This window comes from Ralstonia sp. ASV6 (assembly GCF_016429285.1).
GTDB classification, from domain to species: domain Bacteria; phylum Pseudomonadota; class Gammaproteobacteria; order Burkholderiales; family Burkholderiaceae; genus Ralstonia; species Ralstonia flaminis.
In genome coordinates this window covers 41,302-56,547 of sequence record NZ_JAELUI010000003.1, presented here as the reverse complement: position 1 = coordinate 56,547, position 15,246 = coordinate 41,302, and the positions used below count along the sequence as shown (strand labels likewise).

Below are 15,246 nucleotides of genomic sequence, written 5' to 3'. Positions count from 1 at the left end.
TTGCTCTACGGCGTCCCGCGTATCGCGTTCTTCGTCTATACCCTGGCATCGGTCTTGCAGCGCGCTGCGTGCTGCCTGCGACATGTTTGCCGTGTGCACCGTCCTGATGCGCGGGTATCGTCCACCCTGTCCAACCCCTTTCGCCTGTTTTTTCGCGCTGCATGCATTCGCCGCTGGAACTCACCCTCGTGTTGTTGGCCGCCGCCGTGATCGGCGTGGTGCTGTTCCGCATGCTGCAGTTGCCGCCAATGCTGGCCTACCTGGTGGTGGGCGTGCTGATCGGACCGAAGGCGACGGGGCTGGAGTCCGATTCTGCGCAGACGCGCTACCTCGCCGAGTTTGGCGTGGTGTTTCTGATGTTCTCGATCGGGCTGGAGTTCAACCTCGCCAAGCTGCGCTCGATGCGGCGTCAGGTGTTTGGGCTGGGCGCGTCGCAGGTGGCGCTGACCATGCTGCTGACGGTGCCGATCACCATGCTGCTATCGCGCTGGTACCCGCTGTCGTGGCAGGCGGGCTTGGCGCTGGGCGGCGCACTGGCAATGTCGTCCACGGCCATCGTCTCGAAGATGCTGGCCGAGCGGCTGCAGCTTGAAACCGAGCACGGCCGCAACATCATCAGCGTGCTGCTGTTCCAGGATCTGGCCGTGGTGCTGCTGCTGATCGTGGTGCCGTCGCTGGGCAAGAACCCCACCGATCTGGTGTTGGCGCTGTCCATTGCGGCGGTGAAGATCACCGTTGCGCTGGTGCTGATCCTGTTCCTGGGGCAGAAGCTGCTGTCGCGCTGGTTCCACCTGGTGGCGGCGCGCCGATCGCAGGAACTGTTCATGCTGAACCTGCTGCTGGTGACGCTGGGCATGGCAGCGCTGACCGAGCGGCTGGGGTTGTCGATGGCGCTGGGTGCGTTTCTGGCCGGCATGCTGGTGTCGGAAACGCCGTACAAGCTGCAGGTGGAAGAAGACATCAAGCCGTTCCGCGACGTGCTGCTGGGCTTGTTCTTTGTGACGGTGGGCATGCTGCTGGACCCGCGCGTGGTGGTCGAGCACTGGGCGCTGGTGCTGGCGCTGGTGACCGGGCCGGTGCTGTTCAAGTTCATACTGATTGCTTTCCTTGCGCGTGGCTTTGGCTCGGGCGGTGGTGCGGCGATCCGCACGGCGCTGGGGCTGGCGCAGGCCGGCGAGTTCGGCTTCGTGCTGCTCAACCAGATCGACGGCATGCACCTGATCGACCCGGTGCTCGGCCAGGCCATTCTGGCGGCGATGCTGCTGTCGATGCTGATTGCGCCGTTCCTGATCCAGTACAGCGATGTGATCGCCATGCGGTTCTCGCGTACGGATTGGTTGCTGCAATCGCTGGCGATGACCAAGATCGCTGCGCAGAGCATTGCCACCGAGCGCCACGTCATCATTTGCGGCTACGGGCGCAGTGGCCAGAACCTGGCACACATGGTGGAGCAGGAAGGGATCGGCTACATGGCGCTCGACCTGGACCCGGATCGCGTGCGGGATGCCGCAGCGGCCGGCGAACATGTGGTCTATGGCGACGCGGCACGGCGTGAGTCGCTGGTGGCCGCGGGTATTCACCGCGCGGCGGCGGTGGCCATCACCTATGCGGATACGGCCTCGGCGCTGAAGGTACTGCACCACGTGCAGGCATTGGAGCCAACCCTGCCCGTGATCGTGCGCACGATTGACGATGCCGACCTCGACCGCTTGCAGCAGGCCGGCGCCACCGAGGTTGTGCCCGAGATCATCGAAGGGAGCCTGATGCTGGCGTCGCACGCGCTGGTGCTGCTGGGCGTGCCGCTGCGCCGCGTGGTGCGTCGGGCACAGGAAATGCGCGACGCGCGCTACAGCCTGCTGCGCGGCTACTTCCACGGCCAGGACGATGAAGAAGACATGCTCGAGCGCGACGCCGTGCGCCTGCATTCGGTGCCGCTGGCCAAGGGCTCACCCGCCATCGGCCGCAAGCTCGGCACGATGGGGCTGGAGACCTTCAAGACGTCGGTGACGGCGATCCGGCGCCAGGGTATCCGCGCGCTTGATCCGGACCCGGATACGGTGCTGGAGCTTGGCGATATCGTCGTGTTGCGTGGCACCCCCGAGGGGCTGCAGATGGCGGAGGAGCGGCTCTCGCCGCGTTGAATCTGGCGCGCTACTTCGCGAGCGCCTCCAGCAGCGGCCCGCGTGAGCGGCGTGGCGGCGGGGTGTCAGCCAGGCTTGGTGGCAGGCCCGCCAGCACGGCAGCGGCATCCAGCGAACGGATTGACACGCGCGTATCGGCCGGAATGCGCCCACCCTGCTGCAGCATCAGATACCGCAGGCAGCAGACGCGCAGGAACGAGGCGAAGTTGGCGACTTCGCCCCGGTGCTCCAGCAATTCGTCATACAGCTTGCTGATGAGCTGGCTGACCGTCAGGCCATCGCGCTGGCCAATTTCTTCCAGCACCTCCCAGAACAGGCACTCCAGGCGCACGCTGGTCGCCACGCCGTGCAGGCGCAGCGAGCGGGCCAGGGTGTCGTACGAGTGGGGATTGGCGCGGATGAAGATTTCGCACATTGCCGGGTCTCCCGAATAAGGCGCCCACGGATGAGCAACCGGCGGGCAGCCCGATCAGTGTAGAACCCGTGTCCCCAGGACTTCAAGAAACTGTGCCAGCCACGCGGGATGCGCCGGCCAGGCGGGGGCGGTTACCAGCTTGCCGTCGGTGTGGGCCTGATCGACGGGGATATCCTGGAATGTGCCGCCCGCTGCGGTGACTTCCGGACCACACGCCGGATATGCCGAACACGCCTTGCCCTCCAGCACGCCTGCCGCCGACAGCAACTGCGCCCCGTGGCAGATGGCCGCGATGGGTTTATCGGCGCGGGCGAAGTGGCGCACGATGTCGAGCACACGGGTGTTCAGGCGCAGGTATTCGGGCGCACGGCCGCCGGGCACGACGAGTGCGTCATACGCCGCCGGGTCAACCTCGGCAAAGGTGGTGTTGAGGGTGAAACGGTGGCCGGGCTTTTCGGAGTACGTCTGCGCCCCCTCGAAGTCGTGCACCGCGGTCGCAACGGAGTCGCCGGCGCGCTTGTCGGGGCAGACCGCATGCACCGTGTGGCCGACCATCTGCAGGGCCTGGAAGGGCACCATCACTTCGTAGTCTTCGACATAGTCGCCCACCAGCATCAGAATCTTTTTCGCCACGGTTGTCTCCTGTATGGTTGCGGTCTGCCCATTGTGGTGACGCGCCGCCTGCCGTGGGTGGTAGCCGGCTACTACACGCCGATTGCTGATCGTCTTTTCCCATTCCAGTCATGACCAACGTTCCTCACCATCAGGCGGCTTTGCTGACGCCGTCGTCCGTGCCTGCGTCCACCGAGCTGGGCGACGTGACGCGCTATCTGCGCGAGCGCATCCGCACCGTGCCGGACTGGCCGCAGCCGGGGGTGATGTTTCGCGATATCACGCCGCTGCTGCAGGACCCGAAGAGTTTGCGCGTGCTGGTGGACGTGTTCATCCATCGCTACATGGGGCAGGGGTTGAATCTGGTGGCGGGCATCGATGCGCGCGGGTTCATCCTGGGTTCCATCGTGGCGTACGAGCTGAACCTGGGCTTTGTGCCGATCCGCAAGAAGGGCAAGCTGCCGTTCACCACGGTGGCCGAGGAATACTCGCTCGAATACGGCAGCGCCACGGTGGAGATCCACGCCGACGCGTGCAAGCCCGGCGATCGCGTCTTGCTGATCGATGACCTGATCGCCACCGGCGGCACCATGATGGCGGGCAAGCGCTTGCTGGAGCGCCTGGGCGCTACGGTGGTGGAGGGCGCGGCGATTGTCGACCTGCCTGAACTGGGCGGCTCGCGCCTGCTGATCGAGGGCGGTCTGCCGCTGTTCACGGTCTGTCATTTCGACGGCCATTGACGTACCCGGACGGCCCTGAAGCGATGCATCCACGGCATACGCTCATGTGACAAAAATATGACACTTTGTGACCGTGCGCGGTAGCATGGTCGCTTCCGTTTTTTCTTCCATTGCCAGGAGGCGCCGATGCCCCATGTGCTGCTGTTTCTGCTGACCTCCATTGCCATCACGGTGATGCCGGGGCCGGACAACCTGCAAGTGATCGCACGTGGCGCAAGCCAGGGGCGCAAGGCTGGGCTGGCGGCGGCGGCCGGGTTTGCTTCGGGCTGCCTGTTCCACACAACGCTGGCGGCGCTCGGGCTGGCGGCGGTGCTGCAGTCTTCGCCCCTGGCGTTTCAGGCGATCCGCTGGCTGGGCGCGGCCTACCTGATCTGGTTGGGCGTGCAGGCGCTGCGCAGCAAAGGCAGTGTCGGCCTGAACAAGGGTGGCCTGCAGGTAGCGCCGGATCTGTGGCAGGTGTTCCGCCAGAGCGTGTTCGCCAACCTGCTCAACCCGAAGGTGACGCTGTTCTTTGTGGTGTTCCTGCCGCAGTTTGTTGATGCGCAGGCCGGGCATGCCGCGCTGCAGATGCTGTTGCTGGGCGGCGTGTTCATGGCGCAGACCGTCGTTGTGTTCAGTCTGTATGGCTGGTGCGCGGCTGCACTGGGCGGCTGGATGCGCCGCACGCCGCGTGCATCGCTGTGGCTGGATCGCGTGAGCGGTTGCATCTTCATCGGCCTGGGCCTGCGCGTTGCGCTGACCAAGTAAGCGCAACAGGAACCGATGTACACACTGCTCAAGCTGCTCTCGGGCGTGGCCCTGCTGGTCTGGGGCACGCAGACCGTCAAGGTCGGCATGCTGCGCTTGTATGGCGCGGACTTGCGCCGGTTGCTGTCGCGCAGCGTGTCGAACCGGTTCTCTGCGCTGCTGGCGGGCATTGGGGTGACGTGCCTGGTGCAGAGCAGTAACGCAACGGCCACCATTGTTGGAGCGTTCGTTGCGCAGGGGCTGATGGGCGTGTCTTCGGCACTGGCGATCCTGCTGGGTGCCAACGTGGGCACGGCGCTGATGGCGCAGGTGTTTGCGCTCAACCTGTCGTGGCTGTCACCGCTGCTGATCTTCTTTGGCGTGATCCTGCATCTGTCGCGCAAGGGCAGCCCGGTCGGGCACTTCGGGCGCGTGCTGATCGGCCTGGGGCTGATCATGCTGGCACTGGAGCTGATTGCGGTGGCGGCCAGCCCGATGGTCGAAGCCAACGCGCTGCGCGTGCTGCTCAGCTCCATCTCGGCCGATACGGGCCTGAACATGCTGATCGGCGCGGTGCTCACGCTGCTGTGCTACTCGAGCCTGGCGGTGGTGCTGTTCTGTGCCACGCTGGCGACCTCTGCGGCGGTGTCGGTCAAGGTGGCCTTTGCGATTGTGCTGGGCGCCAACATCGGCAGCGCCATCGCCGCATTGGCGACCACGCCTGCATCCAGCCAGGCAGCACGCCGGGCCACGCTGGGCAACCTGCTCTCGCGCGTGTTGGGTGCTGCGTTGGTGCTGCCGTTCCTGGGGCATCTGGCAGCGTTGGCGCCGCATGCGGGCGTGGCGTTGCAGCACGTGGTGGTGGCGTTTCATGTGCTGTTTAACGTGGCGTTGGCTGCGCTGCTGATTGGCTTCACCGACCAGATGGCTCGCCTGTGCACGCGCGTCCTGCCGGGTGGGCGGCATCTGGATGAGCTGGTCGCACCGCGCTATCTCGACCCGTCTGCGCTGGCCACGCCCACGCTGGCGCTGGGCAACGCCTCGCGCGAGGTGCTGCGCATCGGCGACCGTGTGGAGCAGATGCTGGAGAACACACTGCGCGTGCTCAAGACTGACGACGTGCGCCTGCTGCAGGCTACACGCGCCGTCGACAACGAGGTTGACGCACTCTACACAGGCGTCAAGTTCTACCTCACACAGCTCAGCCACGAGGCGCTGGACGAGCGCGATGGCAAGCGATGGGCCGACATCATCTCGGTCACCATCAACCTGGAGCATGCCGGTGACATCATCGACCGCCTGCTGCAGGATGTGCGCGAGAAGAAGATCGCGCACAAGCTGACCTTCTCCGAGGCCGGCTTGCTGGAGCTGGAAGACATGCATACGCAACTGGTCGCCAACCTGAAGCTGTCGATGTCGGTATTCCTGATCGGCGACTTGCCCAGTGCCCAGCGGCTGATGCTGCAGAAGGTGCACTTCCGCGATCTGGAGAAGCGCTATGCGCGCAGCCACCTGGCGCGCGTGTCGGAGCAGACCGCCGAGAGCATCGAGACCAGCTCGCTGCATCTGGACATCATCAGTGACTTCAAGCGTCTGAATTCGCTGTTCTGTGCGGCTGCGTATCCGGTGCTGGATGCCGCGGGGGCCCTGAACCGCAGCCGCATGAAGGATGCTGAGGAAGTCGAACCGGAAGCGGCCGCCGGGCATTAGCCGATCGCCTCGCCAAAGACAAAGCGCAGCCGAAGCTGCGCTTTTTTCTTGGGCTTACCTGCGCGCCTTACTTGCGTTTGAGTAGCGGTGCGAGGTACTTGCCGGTAAAGCTGGCCTTGCTCTTCGCCACATCTTCCGGCGTGCCTTTGGCGATGATCTGCCCGCCACCCGCGCCACCTTCCGGCCCAAGGTCGAGCAACCAGTCGGCCGTTTTGATCACGTCGAGGTTGTGCTCAATGATCACGATCGTGTTGCCGTGGTCGCGCAGCTTGTAGATGACCTTGAGCAGCAGCTCGATATCGTGGAAGTGCAGGCCGGTGGTCGGCTCATCCAGGATGTAGAGCGTGCGGCCGGTGTCGCGCTTGGACAGCTCCAAGGACAGCTTCACACGTTGCGCCTCACCACCCGACAGCGTCGTCGCCGATTGCCCCAGGCGGATGTAGCCCAGTCCCACATCGAGCAGCGTCTGCAGCTTGCGGCGCACCACCGGCACCGGCGCGAAGAACTCGTGCGCCTGCTCGACCGTCATCTCCAGTACTTCGGTGATGTTCTTGCCCTTGTAGAGCACTTCGAGCGTTTCGCGGTTGTAGCGCCTGCCGTGGCACACGTCGCAGGGTACGTACACGTCGGGCAGGAAGTGCATCTCGACCTTGAGCACGCCATCGCCCTGGCAGGCCTCGCAGCGGCCGCCCTTGACGTTGAACGAGAAGCGGCCTGGGTCATACCCGCGCTCCTTGGCCGACGGCACGCCCGCAAACAGTTCGCGGATGGGCGTGAACAGGCCCGTGTACGTGGCAGGGTTCGAACGCGGTGTACGGCCGATCGGCGACTGATCGACGTTGATGACCTTGTCGAAATGCTCCAGCCCGTCGATGCGGTCGTGCGCCGCAGGCTCCGGCGTCGAACCATACAGATGGCGCGCCACCGCGTGATACAGCGTGTCGTTGATCAGCGTGGACTTGCCCGAGCCCGATACGCCCGTAATGCACGTCAGCAGCCCGATGGGGATGTCCGCCGATACGTTCTTCAGGTTGTTGCCCGAAGCGTTGATGATGCGCAGCCAGCGTTCCTCATCGGGTGCGGTGCGCTGCTTGGGCACCTCGATGCGGCGCTTGCCAGAGAGGTATTCGCCCGTGAGCGACGCGGGCGATTGCTCGACCTGCTTGGGCGTGCCCTCGGCGATGATCTGGCCGCCATGCACGCCGGCGCCCGGGCCGATGTCGACCACGTAGTCCGACGCGCGGATCATGTCTTCATCGTGCTCGACCACCAGCACTGAGTTGCCGAGATCACGCAGGTGCTTGAGCGTGCCGATCAGGCGATCGTTGTCGCGCTGGTGCAGGCCGATCGATGGCTCGTCTAGCACGTACATCACGCCGGTCAGGCCTGAACCGATTTGCGAAGCCAACCGAATGCGCTGCGCCTCGCCGCCCGAAAGCGTATCGGCGCTGCGCTCCAGCGACAGGTAATCGAGCCCGACATTGTTCAGGAAGTTCAGCCGCGCTGTGATCTCCTGGACGATCTTGTCGGCGATCTCGCGCTTGGCGCCGTGCATGTTCAGCGTCAGGAAATACGTGAGCGCATCGCGCAGCGGCCAGCCGTTGATCTCGTAGATGCCGCGTGCCTGGTCGGCCTCGCCAATCTTGACGAAGCGGGCCTCGCGGCGCAGGCGCGTGCCCTGGCACTCAGGGCAGGGCTGATTGTTCTGGTACTTGGCCAGCTCTTCACGCACGGCGATGGAGTCGGTCTCTTTATAGCGGCGCTCCAGGTTGGGGATGATCCCCTCGAACGCATGCTCGCGCACGGTGGTCTTGCCGCGCTCGTTGATGTACGTGAACGGAATCTGCTGCTTGCCCGAGCCGTGCAGCACGATCTGCTGTATCTCGGGCGGCAGGTCTTCAAACGCCACGTCGATGTCGACGTCGTAGAACACTGCCAGGCTCTGCAGCATCTGGAAGTAGAACTGGTTGCGGCGGTCCCAACCCTTGATGGCGCCCGAGGCCAGCGACAGGTTCGGGAAGGCCACCACGCGCTTCGGATCGAAGAAGGTGATCTGGCCCAGACCGTCGCAATGCGGGCACGCCCCCATCGGGTTGTTGAACGAGAACAGCCGCGGCTCCAGCTCCTGCAAGGAGTACGAGCAGATCGGGCAGGCGAACTTGGAGCTGAAACCGTGCTCCTTGCCTGTGTCCATTTCCAGCGCGATGGCGCGGCCGTCGGCCAGGCGCAGCGCGGTCTCGAACGATTCGGCCAGGCGCTGCTTGAGCTCCGGGTTGACCTTCACGCGGTCGACCACGACTTCGATGCTGTGCTTGTCGTTCTTCTTCAGCTTGGGCAGGTTGTCGACTTCGTAGACTTTCGCTTCGGCCTCATGCGCCGTGCCGCCGCCCGAGCGGATGCGAAAGCGCACGAAACCCTGCGCCTGCATCGCTTCAAACAGATCGACGTGCTCGCCTTTGCGGTTGGCGACCACGGGCGCCAGGATCATCAGCTTGGTGTCGGCCGGCAGCGCCAGCACGGCGTCGACCATCTGCGACACGCTCTGTGCTTCCAGCGGTTGGCCGTGGTCGGGGCAGTAGGGCGTGCCGGCGCGCGCATACAGCAGGCGCAGGTAGTCGTGAATCTCGGTGACGGTGCCCACCGTCGAACGCGGGTTGTGGCTCGTTGCTTTCTGTTCGATGGAGATGGCTGGCGATAGACCTTCGATCAGGTCAACGTCGGGTTTCTCCATGAGCTGCAGGAACTGCCGGGCATACGCTGAGAGCGACTCCACATAGCGCCGCTGCCCCTCCGCATACAGCGTGTCGAACGCGAGCGACGACTTGCCAGAGCCCGACAGCCCGGTGATGACCACCAACTGGTTGCGCGGCAGATCAAGGTTGATGTTCTTCAGGTTGTGGGTACGGGCCCCACGAATCTTGATTTCGTCCATGTGCGGCTTGGCGCTGAGGACCACCCGCCCAGATTGGGTGCAGCAGTCAGCGGAGGGGGTGGAAAAGGGTAAGCCTGCTAATATACCGAACTTCGGTTTTGCGGGTACCCGGCCCCAGATGGGGCAGTCCGAAAGATCGTTCAAGTGTCCTTGCCGCCGCTTTTTTGCGGCGGTTTCTGCACCCTGTTTCCGACTCCCCATCCATGACTTCCGCTTCCGGCCGCATGACCGGCCTTGAGCTGCGCGCGGCGGCCTCGCTGGCCGGCATCTTTGCGCTGCGCATGCTGGGTTTGTTCATGATCATGCCGGTCTTCGCTGTGTTCGCGAAGACGCTACCCGACGGCAACAACACCCAACTCGTCGCCTTCGCCATTGGCGTCTATGGCCTTACGCAGGCGATGCTCTATATCCCCTACGGCTGGCTGTCGGACCGCTTCGGTCGTAAGCCTGTCATCGTGACGGGGCTGGTGATCTTTGCGGTGGGCAGCTTGGTGGCGGCGTTCTCGCACAGCGTGGCGGGCATTGCCGTTGGGCGAGCCATTCAGGGCGCGGGGGCGATTTCTTCTGCGGTGATCGCCTTCGTGGCCGACCTCACGCGCGAAGAGCACCGCACCAAGGCCATGGCCATGATCGGCGGCAGCATCGGCGTGTCGTTTGCCGTGGCCATCGTGAGTGCGCCCATCATCTTCCGCTGGGTGGGCATGCCGGGCATGTTCCTGGCGATTGGCGTGCTGGCCGTCATCGCTATCGGCGTGGTGCTGTGGGTGGTGCCCAATGCGCCGCGTCCGCCCGAGCACGTCAAAGCGCCGTTCCGCGAGGTGCTGCACAACCCTGAACTGCTGCGCCTGAACTTTGGTGTGTTCGCCCTGCATGCCACCCAGACGGCGTTGTTCGTCGTGCTGCCGCACATGCTGGAAGCCGCTGGCCTGCCAGTCGACTCGCACTGGAAGATCTACCTGCCGGTGATGGGTGTGTCGTTCGTGCTGATGGTGCCGGCCATCATTGCTGCGGAAAAGCGCGGCAAGATGAAGATCGTGCTGCTGTCTGCCGTGGCGCTCGTCATGGTGGCGCAACTGGCGCTGGGCGAGGTGCATCCGACGCTGACCGCGCTGTCGATCGCGCTGCTGGTGTACTTCCTTGGCTTCAACGTGCTGGAGGCATCGCAGCCTTCGCTGGTGTCGAAGTACGCACCGGGTGTGCGCAAGGGCGCGGCCATGGGCGTGTACAACACGACGCAGGCATTGGGGCTGTTTGCGGGCGGTGCCGGCGGCGGCTGGATTTTGCTGCACGCGGGGCAGCATGCTGTTTTCCTGACATGCGCTGGCCTCGCGCTTGCGTGGCTTATAATTGCCAGCCCCATGCAGATGCCGGCTTTGCGCCGACACTAACCCGGGCCTACGGCGGCATCACTTCAATTACCTTCGGAAACTCATCATGGCGTCCGTCAACAAAGTCATCATCGTCGGCAATCTCGGCGCCGATCCAGAAACGCGTTACATGCCCAGCGGCGACGCCGTCACCAACATTCGCGTGGCGACCACCGACCGCTACAAGGACAAGGCCAGCGGCGAAATGAAGGAAGCCACCGAGTGGCACCGCATCGCCTTCTTCGGCCGCCTGGCCGAAATTGCCGGTGAATACCTGAAGAAGGGTTCGTCGGTCTACATCGAGGGCCGCCTCAAGACCCGTCAGTGGGAGAAGGACGGCCAGAAGCAATACAGCACCGAAATCGTTGCAGACCAAATGCAGATGCTCGGCGGCCGCGGTGAAGGCGGTGGCGGGCAGGGCGGCGGTGGAGGCGGTTACTCACGCGGCGGCGAAGGCGGCGGCGGTGGTGGCGGCTACGGTGGTGGCCGCAGCCAGCAAGGCGGCGGTGGCTATTCGCGCGGCGGTGAAGGCGGTGGCCAAGGCGGCCAAGGTGGTGGCCAGGGCGGCGGTGCACGTCGTCAGCAAGCGCCGTCGAATGGTTTTGAGGATATGGACGACGATATTCCGTTCTAGAACCTACTTCGTGTAATTTTTGTTGGTTGAAGCCCGTGTGCCTTGTGTCCACGGGCTTTTTGTTATTTGGGTTTCCCGCACTGCCAACAGACAGTTGAACACGGTGATGCGGTCGACAAGTCATCCCTGATCTGTCAGATTGCTGGTTCGTCATCCGCTCCGGCCCATTCTGGGCTGCGCGGCGCCACTTGGGAGTGTTTCGCATGTCCACGGAAGACCAGTCAGAACGCGTTTCCCTTGCCGTCGTTGCCGCTGTGGTCGGTGTTTTGCTGATCGGCGTGATCATCTATGCGGTGCGATTCATCAGCGGCCAGGACGCTGCGTCGGCGGGCGGTGGTGCTGCAACGGCAGCGTTGTCTACAGGTTCGTCGGCGGGCGAGCACACCACAGCGCCAGGTGCCATCGGGCTTGCCGGTAACGCGCAAAAGATCACCCTTAGCGGTGCCGTGCCCGACGAGGCGACGAAGGAGCGCCTGCTCAAGCCCGCACGCGTGCTGTGGGGCAAGGACAACGTGGTCGATCAGCTGACCGTTGCTGCGGGTGCGCCAGCCGTGTGGTGGCAGTCCCGCCCGGTTGACGTGCTGGCTCGCCTGAAGCAACTGGGCAGCTTTGATCTGCAGACCAGCGCGGAGGGCATGAAACTGACCGGTGTGGCGCCGAGCGAGGCGGTGCGCGCTGCTACTGGCGCCGTCGCACCGGGTTGGATCGCCAGCCAGTTGAAGTCGGACGTGGCATTGACCACCGATGCCAATGCAAGCACAGTCGGCGCGGCTGCTGCATCGGACAACCTGCTTGATGAGCGCATCGAGTTTGCTTCCGGCTCTTCGACGCTGCCGGAAGAGGCCAAGAGCCGCCTGAACGATATCGCCGGGTTGTTGAAGGATGACGACCGCACAATCGTGATCACCGGCCACACCGACAATCAGGGCAATGAGGACGCCAACCAGAAGCTGTCGCTCGAACGTGCCGAGTCGGTACGTGCGTACCTCACGGGCCAAGGTGTGCCGCAGGAACGCTTGCACGCGGCGGGGGCAGGGTCCAGCGTGCCGGTGGCGGACAACGCGAGCGCAGAGGGGCGTCAGCGTAACCGCCGCATTACCTTTGCGGTGGCCGCAAAGTAGATCGCGTTATCACGCGGTAGGCGTCGATATAAACCCGGCAGTCCATCACGGATGCCGGGTTTTTTACTGGCAGCGTCAATCGCTATCGCAAGGCTTCTTGAACACGTGCTTCACACCGCATTTGGTGGCATGCGCGGCGTTCTTCACGCCATGCCCAACCGCACGTGCGGCATTGGCCGTGGCATGGCCGGCTTCCTTGGCGGCGTGTCCGGTCTTTCTGGCAGCTTCCTTCGTGTCCTGCTTGATGTTTTCCTTCACCTCGGACAGATCGGCATGGGCCATGGGGCTGAGCAGCGCCAACCATAGCGCGGCAAGCGGCAACAGCGGGAACAGGCGACCTTTCACGGCGGGATTCCTCTCAAACAGATTCATACGGCGGACGCGTCGAGCACAACGGCGGCGCGGCCAGTGAGCAGCGTGCGCTCGGCGCAGCGCACGGTAAAGCGGTAAAGCACGTTGTTGCCGTCGCCGCTGATGCGCTCGACTTCAATGTCGAGCGGTGCGTCGAACGTATCGAGCCGCGCGACGTGTGCTTCAACACCGCGCACGCTGGCAAGAAAGCCCGCACGTGGACGCACACGCATGACGCCATGACGATGACTGGCGCATCTTCCACGCACCTCGTCCTGATCCCGAGCTACAACCCAGGCGTCAAGCTTGACGAGACCGTGCGCAACGCCCGCGCGCAATGGAGCCCCGTGTGGGTCGTGGTTGATGGCAGCACCGATGGCAGCGTCGAGCGCCTGCAGGCAATGGCCGCGCAACCGGGGCAAGGGTGCGGCCATTCAGGCCGGGCTTGAAGCTGCCGCCGCACGCGGCTTCACCTACGTGCTGACGATGGACTCCGACGGCCAGCACCCGGTGGACCTGATCCCCGCCTTCATGGCCGCCTCGCAGGCGGCGCCGGATGCCATGATCCTCGGGCAACCGGTGTTTGATGCCAGCGCGCCGCAATTGCGCGTGCAGGGGCGGCGTCTGTCGAACGTGTGCGCAGACCTTGAAACGCTATGGGCGGGCATTGGCGATACGTTGTTCGGATTCCGCGTGTATCCGATCGCGCCGCTGGTCGCCATCATGCGCCGGCACACCTGGATGCGCGGCTTCGACTTCGACCCCGAAGCGGCTGTGCGCTTGTGCTGGGCCGGTGTGCGGCCTATTCGGGTGGATGCGCCGGTGCGTTACTTCCGGGGGAGCGAAGGTGGTGTGTCGCACTTCCAATATCTGCGCGACAACATCCTGCTGGTGGGGATGCACTTGCGTCTGACGGCTGGTGGGCTGCTGCGTCTGCCCTGGCAGATCGCCCGGCGCTTGCAGCGGGGCTGGTAGAGACGACGCCGGCTTATGCGATGGCGCGTGCGCTGGTTCTGGCCTGGTTCAGCAGGACTTGCGCTGCAAGCCACGCCCGGGTGGCGGCAGTCGGATCGCCCACGGCGCGCGCATCGGCTGTGGCGCCGGAGAGCAGCATCACATAAATGCCTGCGAGCTGCCGCGCCGCATCGACGGGGACGATCTCCGCGAGGAGCGTTTCGATCATGTTGAGCAGGTCGTCGCGGTAGCGCACCGCCACATCGGTCACTTTGGGGCAGGTCGCGCCAAACTCGGCCAGCGCGCGCTCGAACAGGCAGCCGGCAAAATCCGGGCTGCGGAACCACGCTTCATACCAGTCGAAGATGCCCTTCAGGCGGGCCGTGACGTCAGACATGGTCGAAAGCTGCTCGGCCATGCTGTTCATGATGAAGGTGTAGCGCTGCTCCAGCACTTCCTTGATCAGGTCTTCCTTGCCGGAAAAGTGCCGATAAAGCGTCATGCGCGCAACGCCGGACTCGCTGATGATCCAATCGACGCCGACCGGGTAGAAACCGTGCCGGGAAAACAGCTCACTGGCCTTGTCCACCACTTGCTGGCGCTTGCTTGCGCGCATCGCGACCTCTCTTGATTGCCGGCTTGCATCTTAGCATCGGCCTCTTGCCGCATCCTGTGGATTTCGGCCACAGCCAAGCCATGCCCAGACTGTTGTTGCCTTGCCAGCTTTATGCTTTGGTAACACAACTGCACATAGTTGACGCTAAAGTAGACCGATCTATATCATGTGCCCGCAATTCGTAGGTGGGGCGGGAAAAAGAAGGCTTTGCGCGATCGGCTGGGGCATACCATCCGAGGCTGACAAAGCCTCTCAATCGATAGCAACAATAAAAAAGTAGGGGTCGACGAATGCGTAATCGTTTGCTGATGCTGGGGGCAGTCGTGTGGCTGGCCGCCTGTGCCCAGCCTCAACCGCCCAGCGATGTGGTGCGGATTTGCGACGATCGTGGGTGTGCCGATCGGCCCAAGGCTCAAGTGGCCTTTGATCAGGCGAATATCCCGGACGAAAACCCGCGTATCGCGGCCCTCAAGGAAGTCGCCAAACGAGAACCCAAGGCCGCCTATGACCTGGGTCTGCGCTATTTCCGTGGTGACGGCGTGCGCCAGGACAGCTACCAGGCGCTGGTGTGGATGCGCGAGGCTGCAGAGCACGGCAACCTGCAGGCGCAGAAGGCGCTGGGCGCGTTCTATCTGTTTGGCCTCGAAGAGATGGGCTCCGACCCGGCTGAAGCCGAAAAATGGCTCTCGATTGCGGTGAGCCGCGGCGACAAGGAATCCAAGAAACTGCTCGACGAAGCGCGCAAGGCGAAACAGTCGGAGCAGGACGACTACAAGTGGCGCACGCAGTGGCGCACCACCTATTACAACTACTGGTACTCGGGTTACCCGTATCTGGGCGTTTGGCGTCAAACGACCTGGTACTGGTACTGACCGGTAATCAGATAGCGAAAGCGTTATCGCGTTTTCAAGGCGCTTTGGGGAGGGG

At 64.0% G+C, this 15,246-nt stretch carries 13 protein-coding genes and 2 pseudogenes; 9 read left to right on the top strand and 6 right to left on the bottom strand.

Annotated features, from left to right (window positions below):
* Positions 1-161 precede the first annotated feature (161 nt).
* The gene (locus JHD73_RS01055) at positions 162-2,141 is read left to right on the top strand and encodes a monovalent cation:proton antiporter family protein (RefSeq protein WP_199026755.1); all 1,980 of its coding nucleotides are present in this window, start codon (positions 162-164) and stop codon (positions 2,139-2,141) included.
* Between the two features lie 10 nt (positions 2,142-2,151).
* Here the strand turns inward: JHD73_RS01055 and JHD73_RS01050 are convergent, their stop codons facing one another.
* Both JHD73_RS01050 and JHD73_RS01045 read right to left on the bottom strand, forming a co-directional pair.
* Positions 2,152-2,556 (bottom strand): ribbon-helix-helix domain-containing protein, encoded by a 405-nt coding sequence (locus JHD73_RS01050; RefSeq protein ID WP_199026753.1) that lies wholly within the window; start codon positions 2,554-2,556, stop codon positions 2,152-2,154.
* Positions 2,557-2,610: 54 nt separating this feature from the next.
* Complete coding sequence (locus JHD73_RS01045) at positions 2,611-3,189, bottom strand: DJ-1/PfpI family protein (RefSeq protein ID WP_199026751.1); 579 nt, start codon at positions 3,187-3,189, stop codon at positions 2,611-2,613.
* Positions 3,190-3,299: 110 nt separating this feature from the next.
* On the opposite strand from JHD73_RS01045, the gene JHD73_RS01040 reads away from it, so the two are divergent.
* From JHD73_RS01040 to JHD73_RS01030, 3 genes are all read left to right on the top strand, one after another.
* Positions 3,300-3,908 carry an adenine phosphoribosyltransferase gene (locus JHD73_RS01040; RefSeq protein WP_199026749.1) on the top strand — a complete coding sequence of 203 codons (609 nt, stop codon included), beginning with the start codon at positions 3,300-3,302 and terminating at the stop codon, positions 3,906-3,908.
* Positions 3,909-4,034: 126 nt separating this feature from the next.
* The gene (locus JHD73_RS01035) at positions 4,035-4,655 is read left to right on the top strand and encodes a LysE family translocator (protein ID WP_199026747.1); all 621 of its coding nucleotides are present in this window, start codon (positions 4,035-4,037) and stop codon (positions 4,653-4,655) included.
* Between the two features lie 15 nt (positions 4,656-4,670).
* Positions 4,671-6,344, top strand: a complete 1,674-nt coding sequence (locus JHD73_RS01030; protein ID WP_199026745.1) for a Na/Pi cotransporter family protein — start codon at positions 4,671-4,673, stop codon at positions 6,342-6,344.
* Positions 6,345-6,411: 67 nt separating this feature from the next.
* Here JHD73_RS01030 and uvrA read toward each other — a convergent pair whose 3' ends face one another.
* Positions 6,412-9,276, bottom strand: a complete 2,865-nt coding sequence (uvrA, locus tag JHD73_RS01025; protein ID WP_199026744.1) for an excinuclease ABC subunit UvrA — start codon at positions 9,274-9,276, stop codon at positions 6,412-6,414.
* 224 nt (positions 9,277-9,500) lie between these two features.
* Here uvrA and JHD73_RS01020 point away from each other — a divergent pair, with 224 nt between their 5' ends.
* The 3 genes from JHD73_RS01020 to JHD73_RS01010 all read left to right on the top strand — a co-directional run bounded on the left by JHD73_RS01020 (position 9,501) and on the right by JHD73_RS01010 (position 12,398).
* A complete protein-coding gene (locus JHD73_RS01020) occupies positions 9,501-10,664 on the top strand; it encodes an MFS transporter (protein WP_199026837.1) in 1,164 nt (387 codons plus the stop codon).
* A gap of 46 nt (positions 10,665-10,710) precedes the next feature.
* A complete protein-coding gene (locus JHD73_RS01015) occupies positions 10,711-11,277 on the top strand; it encodes a single-stranded DNA-binding protein (protein WP_199026743.1) in 567 nt (188 codons plus the stop codon).
* A 203-nt stretch (positions 11,278-11,480) separates the two neighbouring features.
* On the top strand, positions 11,481-12,398 hold the full coding sequence (locus JHD73_RS01010; protein ID WP_199026742.1) for an OmpA family protein: 918 nt from the start codon (positions 11,481-11,483) through the stop codon (positions 12,396-12,398).
* 75 nt (positions 12,399-12,473) lie between these two features.
* Here JHD73_RS01010 and JHD73_RS01005 read toward each other — a convergent pair whose 3' ends face one another.
* Together JHD73_RS01005 and JHD73_RS01000 are read right to left on the bottom strand one after the other, a co-directional pair.
* On the bottom strand, positions 12,474-12,743 hold the full coding sequence (locus JHD73_RS01005) for a hypothetical protein (RefSeq protein ID WP_199026741.1): 270 nt from the start codon (positions 12,741-12,743) through the stop codon (positions 12,474-12,476).
* Positions 12,744-12,766: 23 nt separating this feature from the next.
* Positions 12,767-12,979: pseudogene (locus JHD73_RS01000) on the bottom strand (hydroxymyristoyl-ACP dehydratase); the annotation flags it as partial.
* A 9-nt stretch (positions 12,980-12,988) separates the two neighbouring features.
* Here JHD73_RS01000 and JHD73_RS00995 point away from each other — a divergent pair.
* A pseudogene (locus tag JHD73_RS00995) lies at positions 12,989-13,724 on the top strand (glycosyltransferase family 2 protein).
* A 13-nt stretch (positions 13,725-13,737) separates the two neighbouring features.
* Here JHD73_RS00995 and JHD73_RS00990 read toward each other — a convergent pair.
* The gene (locus JHD73_RS00990) at positions 13,738-14,319 is read right to left on the bottom strand and encodes a TetR/AcrR family transcriptional regulator (RefSeq protein WP_199026740.1); all 582 of its coding nucleotides are present in this window, start codon (positions 14,317-14,319) and stop codon (positions 13,738-13,740) included.
* Positions 14,320-14,609: 290 nt separating this feature from the next.
* Between JHD73_RS00990 and JHD73_RS00985 the strand changes: the two genes are divergently transcribed.
* Positions 14,610-15,191 (top strand): tetratricopeptide repeat protein, encoded by a 582-nt coding sequence (locus JHD73_RS00985; RefSeq protein WP_199026739.1) that lies wholly within the window; start codon positions 14,610-14,612, stop codon positions 15,189-15,191.
* Positions 15,192-15,246 lie beyond the last annotated feature (55 nt).

Excerpts from the sequence above, each read along its gene's own strand:
- JHD73_RS01055 (WP_199026755.1), top strand. The coding sequence starts at position 162 with ATGCATTCGCCGCTGGAACTCACCCTCGTGTTGTTGGCCGCCGCCGTG.
- JHD73_RS01050 (WP_199026753.1), bottom strand. The coding sequence starts at position 2,556 with ATGTGCGAAATCTTCATCCGCGCCAATCCCCACTCGTACGACACCCTG.
- JHD73_RS01040 (WP_199026749.1), top strand. The coding sequence starts at position 3,300 with ATGACCAACGTTCCTCACCATCAGGCGGCTTTGCTGACGCCGTCGTCC.
- JHD73_RS01035 (WP_199026747.1), top strand. The coding sequence starts at position 4,035 with ATGCCCCATGTGCTGCTGTTTCTGCTGACCTCCATTGCCATCACGGTG.
- JHD73_RS01030 (WP_199026745.1), top strand. The coding sequence starts at position 4,671 with ATGTACACACTGCTCAAGCTGCTCTCGGGCGTGGCCCTGCTGGTCTGG.
- uvrA (WP_199026744.1), bottom strand. The coding sequence starts at position 9,276 with ATGGACGAAATCAAGATTCGTGGGGCCCGTACCCACAACCTGAAGAAC.
- JHD73_RS01020 (WP_199026837.1), top strand. The coding sequence starts at position 9,501 with ATGACCGGCCTTGAGCTGCGCGCGGCGGCCTCGCTGGCCGGCATCTTT.
- JHD73_RS01015 (WP_199026743.1), top strand. The coding sequence starts at position 10,711 with ATGGCGTCCGTCAACAAAGTCATCATCGTCGGCAATCTCGGCGCCGAT.
- JHD73_RS01010 (WP_199026742.1), top strand. The coding sequence starts at position 11,481 with ATGTCCACGGAAGACCAGTCAGAACGCGTTTCCCTTGCCGTCGTTGCC.
- JHD73_RS00990 (WP_199026740.1), bottom strand. The coding sequence starts at position 14,319 with ATGCGCGCAAGCAAGCGCCAGCAAGTGGTGGACAAGGCCAGTGAGCTG.
- JHD73_RS00985 (WP_199026739.1), top strand. The coding sequence starts at position 14,610 with ATGCGTAATCGTTTGCTGATGCTGGGGGCAGTCGTGTGGCTGGCCGCC.